This window comes from Myroides sp. (assembly GCF_032073645.1).
In the GTDB taxonomy this organism is placed as follows: domain Bacteria; phylum Bacteroidota; class Bacteroidia; order Flavobacteriales; family Flavobacteriaceae; genus Flavobacterium; species Flavobacterium odoratimimum.
Map to the genome: position 1 here is coordinate 17291 of NZ_DAMANB010000021.1, position 14947 is coordinate 32237.

At 32.3% G+C, this 14947-nt stretch carries 8 protein-coding genes; 2 read left to right on the forward strand and 6 right to left on the reverse strand.

All coding sequences use genetic code 11. From position 1 onward, the window contains the following. Positions 1-22 precede the first annotated feature (22 nt). The 6 genes from RT228_RS14220 to RT228_RS14245 form a co-directional block, all read right to left on the reverse strand. Complete coding sequence (locus RT228_RS14220; protein ID WP_006261812.1) at positions 23-4759, reverse strand: hypothetical protein; 4737 nt, start codon at positions 4757-4759, stop codon at positions 23-25. 654 nt (positions 4760-5413) lie between these two features. Further along, on the reverse strand, positions 5414-6421 hold the full coding sequence (locus RT228_RS14225) for a helix-turn-helix domain-containing protein (protein ID WP_230456746.1): 1008 nt from the start codon (positions 6419-6421) through the stop codon (positions 5414-5416). 138 nt (positions 6422-6559) lie between these two features. Continuing rightward, on the reverse strand, positions 6560-7528 hold the full coding sequence (locus RT228_RS14230) for an AraC family transcriptional regulator (protein ID WP_006261814.1): 969 nt from the start codon (positions 7526-7528) through the stop codon (positions 6560-6562). 861 nt (positions 7529-8389) lie between these two features. Continuing rightward, the gene (locus RT228_RS14235) at positions 8390-10762 is read right to left on the reverse strand and encodes a tetratricopeptide repeat protein (protein WP_230456747.1); all 2373 of its coding nucleotides are present in this window, start codon (positions 10760-10762) and stop codon (positions 8390-8392) included. A gap of 112 nt (positions 10763-10874) precedes the next feature. After that, a complete protein-coding gene (locus RT228_RS14240; protein ID WP_006258695.1) occupies positions 10875-11702 on the reverse strand; it encodes a lysophospholipid acyltransferase family protein in 828 nt (275 codons plus the stop codon). Between the two features lie 160 nt (positions 11703-11862). Further along, on the reverse strand, positions 11863-12504 hold the full coding sequence (locus tag RT228_RS14245) for an NUDIX hydrolase (RefSeq protein ID WP_006258696.1): 642 nt from the start codon (positions 12502-12504) through the stop codon (positions 11863-11865). 51 nt (positions 12505-12555) lie between these two features. Between RT228_RS14245 and RT228_RS14250 the strand changes: the two genes are divergently transcribed. Together RT228_RS14250 and RT228_RS14255 are read left to right on the forward strand one after the other, a co-directional pair. Then, entirely contained in the window at positions 12556-12999 is a 444-nt protein-coding gene (locus RT228_RS14250) for a DUF4268 domain-containing protein (RefSeq protein ID WP_006258697.1), read from the forward strand. A 34-nt stretch (positions 13000-13033) separates the two neighbouring features. Continuing rightward, entirely contained in the window at positions 13034-14911 is a 1878-nt protein-coding gene (locus RT228_RS14255) for a hypothetical protein (RefSeq protein WP_006261818.1), read from the forward strand. Positions 14912-14947: the final 36 nt, after the last annotated feature.

A 14947-nucleotide genomic window follows, 5' to 3' on the forward strand; every position in this document is an offset into this window, starting at 1 on the left:
GATTTCTAATTAAGTAAGGTGATTAAAATTTGTTAACGATTTGCCATTGAGTACCATCAGATACTAGATCCCATCCAGAGTAAGGAAGAGCAGTATATAATTCGCTTGCTCCTTCTATATTTCCTTTTACAGTTACATAGTTATCCTCTTCTGCATCGTGCTTTTTGATAGTGTATTTCTTTCCTTTATTTGCTGCTGTTGCTGTAGGAAGATTTACTATTACTTCTCCATTAACAGCATTTCCAAGTAAGATTACATCCTTATCTTCTATGCCATAAACGCCATCAATTACTTTAATAGCATTCATTCCTTCAAGGTTCAAAGAAATAGTAGCATCATGACGAAGAGCATCTTTACCACCATCATTGATAGTTAACATTCCTCCTGCTACTTTAAGATCTCCTTTTTTACCTGCTAACTCGTTAATAGCACCTTCTACAGTATTAGATGTTAATCCGTTATCTGTTGTAGGTTTAGTATAAGTAACATCTTTAGCGTCAACTTTATTATAAGTTACTGTTCCATTTGCATTAGCAACTGGTACCATACCTGCTTCTGCATTAGTAGAACCTCCATTTCCGTCTGTTACTGTCGCTTTCATTTTATCAGAAGTAACTGCTCCATCAGCAATACCTAAAGTCACATCTTTTAATAGAGAACTAGCTACTGAAGTATCAGTTCCTTCTTCAACCCCAGCTGTTACCGTAATTCCAGCTCCTTTTAATGTCTTTGCTTCTAAATTACCTGCTTCAACAGCGTCTTCAATTAAGTTCTTAGCAGAAGTTTGTTTTAACACACCTTCTTTATCAGTAATAACAATATTATTATCAGTTACAGGTTTATCAACACTAGCTAATCCTTCTATTGCTAATGTGTTTGTTACATCAGTTTTGATCTTAGTAGCTTCTGTTAAAGTACCACCTAGACCTAATTTAGTAGTTCCATCATCACCAGTAATCTTTTGAATACCATTAGTAACTTCTACACCTACCTTATCAGCATTTACCCATTTAGTGATATATGCTCCTTTACCATTCTCATCAACTACAGGTTGTCCGTTAGCATCAAGTTCTGGTGTAGACACTAATACTTGTCCTTCAGATGTACCTCCTTTAATCTCAAGATTAGTATCTTTTAATAAAGAATTATCTCCTCCTTTAACGATAATAGATTGAGAAGTAAGAGCCTTACCTTGTGTTTTTGCTATATTTTCAACATTAACAGACGCTACACCATCTTTAAATAAAATAGTTGGATCTACTTCTGCTTGTTTAGTAACACCAGCTGTAGTACCATTCGCATCAGCAATTTGAATCACATAATCTTTACCTCCAGTTGTGTTAGTTGAACCTTCTACAATACTAATTGGAGCATTTCCTGTGAAAGTATCTTTATTATTTAAAGTAGATTGATCAATCCACTGTACTTGACCATCAGCTCCAGTAACTAATACTTTAGATTCTCCAGCCGATTCCATATCTCCAGGTTTAATCGTACCATCTAATATCTCGTCAGACGTTACAGCACCTGTAGCAATATGATCTGCAGTTATTTTATCTTTTCCTATGTTTAATTTTACATCAGCTAATAATGAATTATCTGCTAAAACAGTAGTTGATGTACTATCAGTACCTATCACAATAACTCCATCTGTAGTTAAAGCTTTTGCTTTTAAATCCCCTACTTCAACAGCATCCTCAATCAAGTTCTTAGCAGAAGTTTGTTTTAACACACCATTAGCATCAGCGATAACTAGATTATTCTCTAATACTTTTCCTTTCTCTACTGAATCCATATTAGCAATAGCTAACGAATTCTCTTTAGTATCGATAACAGTTGGTTCTGTTAAGTAACCTCCTAATTTAAACTCACTACTACCATCTGTTGCGTTATTTACAACTGTAATACCATTCTTAGCATTTACAGTACCTGACACAAATTCTTTAGGATCTACCCATTCAGTAACTTTATGAGTTTCTTTCTTATCTGTACCGTCAGCATTTTTACCAACAACTATTTCTTTTGTTTTTGTAACTAACACTTGACCATCTTTCTCTCCACCTAGAACTTCGATAACAGTTCCATCTAAAAGAGCTTTTTCTCCACCAAATACTGAGATAGAACCTGAAGTAAGTGCTTTACCTTTAAGAGTCTCACCTGAGATTTCTTTATAAGTAACTCCTCCTTTTCCATCAGCAACAGGGATTTGTCCTTCAGCTACAGGATTAGTAGTTCCATTTTCTGAAGTAAAAGAAGTCATCTTATCCGCTGATACTGACTTATCATCTAACTTTTCGTTAGTAACTGCTTTATCGTCTAATTTCTCAGTAGAGATTCCTTTATTTGCTACTTGGATATTAGCATCTGCTAATAATGCTTTAACTCCAGTTGTTTTAGCAATAAATTCAAGACCACCTGATACCACTAAATCACCACTAGTACCTTCTACTGTAGTAATTTTTTCTAATAATTTCTCTATCGCTCCTTGAACATTTGTTGCTCCTAACTGAGTTGAATTGTCATTATATACAATACCACCAGCATTCGCATCAATTTCACCAACTACATCACCCTTTGAGTTTTTGAACTCATACACATTCTTTGTGGTATTCAAAGCAACAGATACTTCTTTTGGATCAATAGTTACTCCTGTCTCACCTGTTAATGGTTGTCCATCTGCACCTATTTGTTTCTCATTATAGTAAGTATAAGTACCATCTGCATTTTCAACTAATGTAGTAACAGTCTCATTTTCTTTAACGATAGTGCTAAACTTAGAGTTGTCTACATTAACCCATTCTTTCTTATCCTCATTCCATTCTTGGAATATAACATCCCCAGTAGACTGATCATAAACAATCTTAGTAAACCCACCTTTTGTTTCAGTTACATATTTAATATATTCATCAACATTAGTGAATGCACGTCCATCAACTGTTACAGGTTGTTTAACAATAGTTTCAAATTGCTTAACTACACTTGATGGAATATCAATAATAGTTTCTGTTCCATTCTCACTTGTGTAAGTATAGGTACCATTATTATTGTTTTTTAGCGTAGTTACAGTTTCGTTCTTCTCAACAAAATCTTTTAAATACTCCTCTACTGTAGTATATGTATTTCCATTAACTGTAATCGGTCCTCCATTGATAATTTTATCAAACTGGTTAATTACAGATTGTGGAACATCAATAGTAACATCTTTACCATTACCATTAGTAAATGTATAAGTACCATTAGTGTTATCTATTAATCCTGCTTTATTAACTGTTCCTAATACAGTACCATCTTTTGATACTACTGAGAAACTTCCGTTATTATTATCTTTAATAGACACATCTGCACCAGATCCTAAAGATTTCACGATTTCATCGATAGCACTTTGTACATCTTTAGAACTCAATCCTGAATCAGTATTATCATACCCTATAGCTTTAGCATTGGTATCAATAGTAGTAATCACTTCACCTTTACCATCTTTGAATGTATAAACACCATTCTGTGTTTCAACAGTTGTTTTATTGCTATCAAATGATACTGTCTTCCCTTTCTCATCAGTATACTCTAAAGTACCATCTCCTTTATCTAACAATGTAGTCAAAGTCTCATTACCTTTAACGATAGTACTAAACTTAGAGTTATCTACATTCACATATTTTTGAGTAGTTTCATCCCATTCTTGGAATATAACATCCCCTGTAGACTGATCATAAACAATTTTAGTAAATCCACCTTTAGACTCTGTTAAATAAGTAATATAATCATTCACTGTTTTGAATGTGCGCCCATCAACAGTAACAGGTCCTTTATTTACTATCTCTTCTAAGTTATTTACAACACCACCAACAACGTCAATAGCATAGATTCCTTTTGGTAAATTAGCTGCATCTACTGTAGTTGGCACTACACCTTTATTAGCTACTAGATACTCTTCAGAAACGTAATATTGCTTTTTATTTACAGTGATAATAGCAGTCTTACTTTCATTAGCAGTAATAACTTGATTAATAGAAACCTCTTTTCTTTCTCCTTCTTTAGTTACATAAGTAAGCTTATCACCTTCATAATAAACATTACCACCTACATAAGTTCCATCTAAATAATTAGTGATATGATCTTGAACAGTTTTATTATTGATAATATCACCAAACTTATTGATAACTGTCTCTTTTACTTTAATGCGAATACCTTCACCAATGATTTTGCCATTGCGATCTACAGCATTCTCATTGTAATAAATATAGTCTCCAGTAACTTCATCATACACGATAGAAGTCAATTTATCTTTTATCTCTTGTTTTACAACTTTGTCACCATCTTTAGTGAACGTATAAAACTTATCACCTTCATAGATAACATTACCTTCTGTATTCTTAACGATGTTCTTGATGATAGTTTGTACTTTATCACCATCCATATTCACAATATCTTGGAAATTATTCACTACTATCTGAGGTATATCTTTATCCGCTGTTAAACGCACCCACTTATTGATATCCCAATAGTAGTACCCTGGAGTAATATCTTTCTTCTCAGAAATTTTTGTAGCATAAACCATCAAGCTTTGAACATTACCATTTGTGATAGTTGTTCTGTCAGTAGCACTAGTTAATGCAACATTAGGAATCAATAAACCCCTATTACTTGACTCGATTAATAATTCTGCAGATTTATTAGGTGTTGCTGTACCAATACCTACTTGGGCATTAGTAGCAAAAGTTCCTAATAAAAGTGCAACAGGAAGTAATCTTTTTTTCATAACAATAATGATTAATATCTTATTTTAAAAAAATGCTACTGAAGAAAGTTCTAGTCAAATGAATCTTAGATCAAGTAGTCTTTTATAATTAAATTATTAACAATGCCTAGTTTTGTTTTTAATTAGCATCATTTTACACGCATACACCTTAATTCTATACGCGCATTATTTATGCTACAAATTTCTCTTAAAAGAAGAGATAAAATGTTCCAAAACATTAGCTCGAAAGACGTACCAACAAAATGAAACACGAAACAAAAAACCATTAACACCACGCTAACAGATACTTACAAAACACTTTTTTATTTATCTCCAAAAAACACAGCTATGTTAAAAAGAAATAGAAAAAGACCTATAAAAAGCGTTTTTGAAACAACAAAAACAGCTTTTTGAATAATAAATACTACAATAAAAAAAGTAAATTTTACAACTAGAATATCCCTTAATATTTATCAAATAAGAACACAAATCCCACTTACATTTTATGATATCATGACACTATTTCACCACTCTTAACGCACAAAATAGAAAGTAAAATATCATTCTATAGAATAAATCAGATCTGCTAAAACAAAAAAAAGTCACAACATTGGCGAAACGTTGTGACTTTTTTGTAGCGATTGATTCTACATTGGCTATGTAAAATCGAGATAATTAATTATTGTTGTTTGTCGTTCTGACTTGTTGATTCTCAATATACTCTGAAGGAGATACTCCCACATATTTTTTAAATGCTCTAAAGAAAGATGTTCTTGAGTTAAACCCGCATTCTTCACCTAATTCACTAACAGAAACATTGTATTCTCTAGCTTTCAATGTCTCTTTAGCATATTCTACTCGCAACTCATTGATATAAGTATTGAAATTCTTACCATATTCAGTAGAGAAGAACTGTGACAGATGATGTCTCTGTATACGTGTTAATTTCTCTACTAAATCCAACGAACAATTTGTTTTTAAAAACAATTGATCTTTAAGAATTACTTTTTCTATTTTCTCTTTATACTCATCTACAAATTCATTTGCAAACTTAGATTTCTCATACTTGTTTAGCTCTACATCAACTATATCTCCAGACTTCTCCTCTTCCCTTTGGTTAATATAAACCTCATCGCTTTTCAATTTTTCTACATAATAGAAAAAAATAGTCATTGCTAAACACAGCACCCCTAGATATAATACATTACCATCATTATTAGGAATTGCATTGTACAATACTAATCCTATTGAAACAATTCCCACAAAAACCATAATCCAAATAACACGCAATACTAATAAGCGTACAGAATTAGATATATTTAACTTACTGACTGCTAAATAACCAAAAATGGCATAAAGAATTAGCTGACTTCCTAATACTACATAATTAACTAAATAGTAGTAAATCAAAAATTCTACATCAACACTGCCTAAATTAAATAAGGTAATGATATATCCTATAAAAAAAAGAACCCCTGGTACAAAGTGAATATAATCATCTTTAAAAAATGCTACTGCACTTTTACCAGTATCAGCATTTTCTTTAACCTCTTTTGCAAATGTTTTAAAACAACAGTAAAAATATGGTGCATAAAATATTCCAAACGGCATCCCTAAATAAACAAATGTTTCTTCTTCAAAAAAGAATCTCACTAGAATAGTTACTGTACAATGAAGAATCATAAATAGTAAAAACCAATTTAAAATTCTCTGAGAACTTCTTTTACTAACTAATCTATTATTTATAAAGTAAGATATACATGCGAAAACGATTGCTGCTGATAAAATAAGTATGTATAAATATTCTTCCATAACTTATCCTTACGCTACCAAACTTCTATACCCTGATGGTGTCTGGCCAACGAAATATTTAAAATATTTATTAAAAGTTGACTTACTACTGAATCCACACTCATCTACTATCGCCTCAATAGTCAAGTTCTGTTTCTTTTCTATTAAAAATTTCGCATGGTTAATTCTATACTTTGCTAACAACTGATAGAAACTAGTATTCATATCGTGATTGATAACTTCTGACAAGTGATGTTTACTCATCTCAACTTCTTTAGCCAAATGATCTAAAGAGAAATTAGTATCCAAATACTCTTCTGAGTTTTCAAAGTATTGAATAATGCTCTCTACTTGACCACTCATTTCTTTCTCTAATGCATCAGTAACAACAACATTCAACACTGGAGCATCTATAATTTTATTTGTTACCTCCTTAATTTCATTTTCAACAGTTTCTTCTGAACGACTAACAATCAAAGTAAGTGTCGAAAACAAAATAGCAAAGAAATCTATTCCACCAAATAAGAAAGAACTTGTTACTCCATAGCTCTTATCAAATAAATCCATTAGGAAATAGAAAAAACAAATTACAGTACCAGCAACAGCATAAAAACTAAAAAAGCTAATAAAGTTAAATGCCTTATAACTTAAGTTCTTTGCGTGTACTGAGTTTATATTTTTACAAATAGCAAATAGATATCCTACCAAAAAAAGTAGGTTAACAATCTCATATAGCATTGTCATTTCACTAAAAGCTAATAATAGTACTCCTAAAGTACCTACAAAATGTAATTGTAATTTATTAAAGATATTGACCTCTGTACGGTCATATTTTATCATAACGTATATGATAGGTAGGATGAAGTATCCAAACGTAATATTAATATTGATTAGCGATAATAAAAACTGCAAAGCCACTAATACAATAGTTAGCTGCACTATCTTTTCGAAGATAGCTTTATCACTTTTTGCGTTATAAGGATTACTCAAAAATTTCATGCGTTAGGTGGTGTTAATGCAATGCTTTGGAAGCTGCCCTCAACGCACAAGATCATACGCCACATATTGATACAATATGTGGTACATGCCTAGATAAGTGGGGACTTAAATATAAATATTCGCATATTCATATTTTTCTCTAAAGCAGTGCAAATTTATTACTTATTTCTTACTTAAAAACATTTTTTAACAATGCAAGATCAGTTTTGTGAAAATCATATATATAAACTTAAAATGACGAACAAAAAACAACCATTACACAATAAATTATTAAACTTTATTTACCAATCATGTTTAAGTAAAGAAAATAATAAACCAAATTACCCTTATTTTGTAAATATTACTAAAAATATTATCGCAAAATCCGATTATTAGGTAATTCAAGCTCCTATTTTTGTTACATGATATATATCATACTTTATTTTTTAGATATATTATATACCTTATAAGTATACTTTACACAAAAATGAATGGTTAACTTCTGTAAATAAGACAACAAGACATCTAAAAAGTCACATATTTAAAAACATGAAACAAGAATATTTCGCATACAGTCACACAGCACAATACACACAAACATAAACAACTATCATTAATCAATATTTTTTAACTTAAAAAACAAACTTACCATCATAAAAACAACCAAAAACAAGTAAAAAACACAATAGTCATAAAAAACATATTCTTTTTAAAATACTTTATTTATGCTTCCTTTTAACCTATTTCTTCACATTTAATGAAACAAAAAAAACAGCCATATATAGCTATATTAACTATACATGACTGCTCATGTTTCATTTTATTAGAACATCGTACTGATACGTCGTTTTAACTTATTTAATACCTTACTAGGAGCCTCCTTTACTTTACTGCTTTAATCTTCTCTACCCAGGTATTCCATAATTGTTGAGCGACCTTATCAAGATCAGGACGTTTCCCTCCGCCATAGACTTCATAATCATTAGAAGTCTCTTCATCATCTTCATAGAAGTAATAATAAGTATAAACTTCTTTTGCCCAAATCTTTTTTGAGATTAACCCTAATAGCTTCCTTACTTTCTCTTCGCGTTCATCTATATTAAAACGAATAGTATAATTTCCTTCTTTAAAATAAAAATCTAATGATGTATCATAAATAACCTCCTTAGTATTTTCTCTTAAATTCTTAGGACATACTTTTAAATGGTATTCTTCACTTACCCAATATTCAGCAGGTGTCTCTTGTCCCTGTTGTACATAATCAACGATATCAGCCAAATACTTAATATTCGCTGTATGGTCCATTAAAGAATAATTCTGTGTAACATTAACCTCTACTTGTGCCAAATGCCATAATCGATTAACAGCTTCACGTTCCTCACTAGGTAACTTGTATTCTTGAGGAATTTCATCTACTGTACTCTGATAGCGCCCATGTCCATCAAAAGCATCGACTATCATATCAAAATACTTACTTGCATTATTTCTATCATTTAACCCATGATAAGACCAAGCTAAACTAAACCAATAATTAACCTTCGCTACCTCATCTACTAAATCAAAATACATAGGGTTACTGAAGAACTCTTCTGTTAATTCAATAGTTTTATAAAAATCGTGCTTCTTATATCTCACATAAGTAAAGAAGTCTGCTGCCATATAGATCATCTCTGATACAATGTCCTCATCCTCTATTTCTTTTTGTTCAAATCGCTCTTTTAAGCTGTAATAAAATAACTCTGCCTCCTCATATTGATCAGCATTAATATGATTCTTTAAAATACGTCCTTGAACAGACATCCACTCACTGCTAAACTCATCGTGATACGTTAATAGTTCTTGAGAGAAATACTCAACTTCTCTAAACTCTTCTAATGTTTCTGCTAAAAACAAACCATTGTCTAAGTTCTCTATAAATGGAGACAACTCATACCCTTTGCGATGAAGGGTTAAGGCATATCTACAGTCATCAGTCTCATAAGTATCTTCCTTTAATTTAGATACATTTCTGATCGCTATTCCCAGGTTATTACACAGCATCGCATAGCCATGACTATTATTATTCACCTTTGGGCCTTCTCCTCTATCAAAATAAGCATCAAGTTGAGGGATGACTAATCCTCCTATTTCTTTTGCCTGTTCATAGTACTTTAATGCCCTTTCATTATCTTCTCCTTTTAGTTCTCCAGCTTTTTCTAGAAAACGAGTCATCAAGTTGTACCCATAAAAACTATCACATCGAATAGGATAATCCTCTATTGACACACCAAATTTCTCTGCTAATTCATAATAAGTAAAAAATAGAGAACTAGTCACTTCCTTTACCACTGAATAATACTTACCTAAAGTTTCGAAAGCCTTCTTTGAATTTTTTTCTACTACGAGATAGTAACGTATTTTCATACGAAGTACTATTTCATTCTCAGGGTTAGTTTTTAACTCTTCCTCTATTATATCAGCGAACCTCATTCCATATTCACGTGTATTCTTCGCTCCGAATTCTTCAGGATAATCAATACCGATATGATATAATAAAGAGATTAAATTCCAATACCCCTCTAATTTACCTGCTTTATACAGTTCTTCTATTTCTTTTCCAAAATTGACACTATACTCATTTCCATGAAAGATATAGAAAGAGTTTAATAGTTCATAAGCCTCATTATACTCCCCTCTTTCTAAAAATAATCGTCCTCCTTGATAAGTAGCATAATAGTGATCTGGGAAGTGATCATAAGCTAACTTATAAAAAGATACTGCTGTACTATAATCTTCTAACTCACGATATAGATAAGCTATCATATAATAAGTCTCTCCGAACTCTTTATCTTGCAGACTATAATCGTCTTTTAATAACGATATTTCAATTAACTTATCATGTAGCACCTCAATTGCTTTCTCTTTAAGCTCTAATTTAGTCTCATAGATCCAAGATAACCAATCAAAAGCACTAAACACAGACTTCTTATCAGTAGGCAGTTTATCTATAATCTCTTGTGCTGTAGACATCATCACAGAGACATCGTCATAGTATGGCCCATTATAGATTCGTATCTTCCAGAATAGCGCATCCTTATCTAAAGCATCTTCCCTTAAGATTTCTTCTATAATAGATAATATTTGTTCGGATACCTCCTGATTCTTATGATATAATTCTATTTTTTGCTCTTCATTGGCATTAGACAAATCATCTCCCATCACCAACTGATCATATAATTCTTTTATTTCGTCTAATCGTTTATCTTTTTGCTCCATAAAGCACATCTTTCCTTTTTTGTATAAATAAACGATAAAGATAATACTTTAACCTATTCCCTAAAAAGACGCCTAAACATTTTACCCTAAACCCTAAACAAAAAAAGACGAACTATCGTTCGTCTTTTTTATAATATCTATAAGTTCTTTTTTCATTTAATGCCTTCTCCTCTTCTATAAATTCTTCTGGAATCACTTTTAAGAAAGAAGGGTGTTGCTCTATCGCCATCTCTACTTTTTCTACGATTTGCTCTATAGTATCATTCTCGTAGTCAATATCTAAAGGCTCCTTAATAACCATAGACTGTAGAATTCCTTTTTTCTTAAGGTGTAATCCCTTTTTATCAAAAGACCTTCTAAAACCATCTATTACGATAGGAACTACAATAGGCTTATAATTCTTAATAATATGAGCAGTTCCTTTTCTGATAGGTTTAAAAGACTTAGTAGTCCCTTGCGGGAAAGTGATTACCCATCCATCATCTAGAGCTACTTTAATATTCTCTACTTGATCTTGATTTACTTCTCTCTTTTCTTCTAACTCTTTTCCTTGGCTTCTCCAAGTTCTATCTACCGTCACAGCCCCTACATAAGCTAATATACGCGGTAACCATCCAGCCTTCATTGTTTCAGATGCAGCTACATAATACAGATTTAACTTTGGCTTCCAGATATAAAATATATTCTTGATAGAATCTTCACGTCCTTTAAGACTTGCATTAAATACATGGTACATTGCTACCACATCAGCAAAGTAAGTTTGGTGATTTGAAATAAATAATACATGCCTATCTGGCAATTGCCTAAGCACTTCAGAGCCTTCTATTTGTAAGCTATTAAAGCCACGGAAACGCTGATGCGTTGCAAATCCAAAAACCCTAATTATCCACTTCTTTAAAAATAAAATATGACCAAATGGATTTCTTTTAAACAATCCCATAATTCACACACATTGGTTCGAACTACAAAATTACAACTTTTACTCCTCTACTTTGTTAATTAAATGAAATAAGTCATACTTCTAAATACTAAATAGTATTAAATAAACACTAATATACTGAATAACAGAACAGATAAAGAATCAATATTTTTTTTATAACCTACTTATATATCTGCTTAATTGTCTCCTTTAACTCACTTAACATCATCGCCGTAGCTCCCCAAATCGTAAAATCTTTGTATACATACGCTGGCACATCTATAAACTTAGCATAACTAGTTTGTAGCCCTACCTCTTTGACAATGCTGTCGTCTAACAGAGTCTTGAGTGGCATCTCTATCACACTAGCTACCTCATCTACACTTAATGTCATTTTAGGCGTATGGTCTATCACTCCTAAATAAGGTTGTACGATAAAATTACTAGGAGGTATATACACCCTCGTAAACGCTTTTAGCACTTGTATTTTACTAGGAGACACTCCTATTTCTTCATCCGTTTCTCTTAGCGCTGTCCTCTCTAATGACAAGTCTTCTTCCTCATACTTCCCTCCTGGGAATCCTATTTGTCCTGAATGCACTCCACCACAGCTAGCTCTTTCGATTAATAAGATAGAAGTATCCTCTCCTTTAGGGTATAAAAGCATCATCACAGCAGAATATCTCGGATCCTTCTTAATGAAATCATCTACAGCTAAGTAAGGGCGCCTTTCTTCAGGCACCATCAGTTGCTGTGCTTCTACTCCTAGTAGATTAACACTTTTAATTTCAGGTATTCTATGTAAAAGAGAATCAAAAGTCATATTTTTGTACACGTATAAATTACAACTACTAAAATTACAATTTTATTATCTATGTTTAGCAAAGAAGAAGCACAACGAATAAAAAAAGAATTCTGGATAACTTTTGCAGATGAATATCCTCGCAAATGGTTATTACACAATACTAAGATTAAAGATTTCTCTTTTAAATTCTACGCTGATAACAAAAAAGCACAAGTTTTATTAGACATAGAACACAAAGACGAAGAAAAAAGAAAAATCTATTTCGAAAAGATTGAATCTCTAAAAACAATCTTACTTGAAGAATATCTTCCTGAAGCTATTTTTGAAAGAAACTTCTACCTAGAAAACGGTAAATTAATCAGCCGTATTTGGATAGAACAACCTAATGTTTGTATCAATAACAGAAAAACCTGGAATGAGATCTATGATTTCTTTAATGATAAAATGAACCTTTTTGAATTATTTTTCTACGAACACGAAGATTATATAAGAGATTTAGAAATAAACACGTAATTTTAGCGTTATACATCTAAGTTTCTAAACAAGAATGCGTTATCTAAGCTTTTTTATTATCTTATTTACACTATGCTTTACAGCTAGTAATGCACAAGAAAATCAACCTTATCAGAAAGATTCTTTGTCTTATGTTAAGGTGCATTACTCTGAACATGAAGCACCTAAGTTAATAGAGAGAGACACCACTCGAATTTTTAAAAACTTCGAACAAAAAAGTAAAAAAACAAAAGTAGGACGTTTTTTCAACAAACTTGTTTATAAGAATAACAAGAAGCTTATAGCGAATGCTCCCGATATAAAAACAAACCAACACCTAGAATTAGGCGAAGGAAAAGTTATACGCAATATCTATATCAAGACATTAGACCCTTTTGGGTTTTCTGATACGGACTCTCTAAAGACACCTAAAAACAAAGTAGAGGAAATAGGAAATAAGCTCCACTTCAAAACAAAAAGCTTTACCATCAAGAACTTTCTAATCTTCAAAGAAGGAGAGCGTTTTGACTCTTTAAAGATTAAAGAAAGTGAGCGTCTTTTGCGTACCCAGAGCTTTGTCAGAAAAGTAACAATGTATCCTATTCCTACATCACATCCAGATTCTGTAGATGTCCTCATAAGGGAGTTAGACTCTTGGAGTATATACCCAACCGGCTCTATCTCTACTTCATCTTATAGGATAAAACTACGTGACAGAAACTTTGCTGGTCTAGGACATGACGTGATTCTTCAGTATACGAATAGATACAAAGAAAAAAAACAAGGGGTATACTTCGATTATACGGTTAACAATATTCAGAATACCTTCATAAGAGCTAATCTATTATATAATAAACAAGTTTGGGGAGACTATGTAAAAGGTATTGTAGTAGACAGACCTTTTTACTCTCCTTATGCTAAATGGGCAGGAGGCGTGACCTTATCTCAGCATTTTAGAAGAGATTCTCTACCTGATATTAATAATAATTACAGTTACGAATCACGCAAGTATAATACAGTAGATACGTGGGCAGGATATTCTATTCCTTTGTTTAAAAGCTATAAGGACAAACCTGTTATTACCAATCTTAGAACCTCACTGCGATATATAAAACAAAACTATGTAGAAAGTCCACAAGAACAATATGATCCATATGGATTCTATAGAGATCAGAGTACCTATTTAGCTTCTGTTAGTTTAAGTTCCATCAACTACGTCCAAGATCAATACATTTTTAACTATAATATTATTGAGGACGTCCAAGTCGGTAAAGTATTCGCACTGACAGGAGGCATGAGAGATCAGTACGGCAAGCGAAGAGCCTACTATGGAGCCAAACTAGCAATGGGAGGATATACTAGACTTGGCTATTTCTCTGGCAATGTCGAATGGGGAAGCTACTTCTATGGCAATAATTCAGAGCAAGGCGCTTTACGATTAGAAGGAACCTATTTCACTAAGCTATTTATTATGGGAAACTGGCGTTTTAGACACTTCTTTACTCCTCAGTTTATCTATGGATATAATCGTTATGATCACATCGGAGATGAACTTAGATTGGATAATGTAATCCAAGGAATACGTGCCCAGAAAGTAACAGGATCAAAACGTCTAGCCTTCGCTTACCAATGGCAGTCTTACGCGCCTTATGAGTGGAAAGGATTCCGTTTTAACCCTTATTTCAGTTTCGAAGGTGCCTTTATTACGAATAAGAGCGAAAACTTATTTGATTCTAAATTCTATTCTAGATTCAGCATCGGACTTGTTGCTTATAATGATTATCTAGTTTTTAGTAAAGTAGCACTCTCTCTTGTTTTCTACCCTACTATGCCTGATACAGGATCTAGCGTCATCAGAGCTAACTCTAGACAGTACAATATGAATCTACCAGACTTTAACTACGATAGGCCTCGTACCGTATCGTATTATTAATAAAATCCCCAAAGCAGTTAGTCTACTTTGGGGATT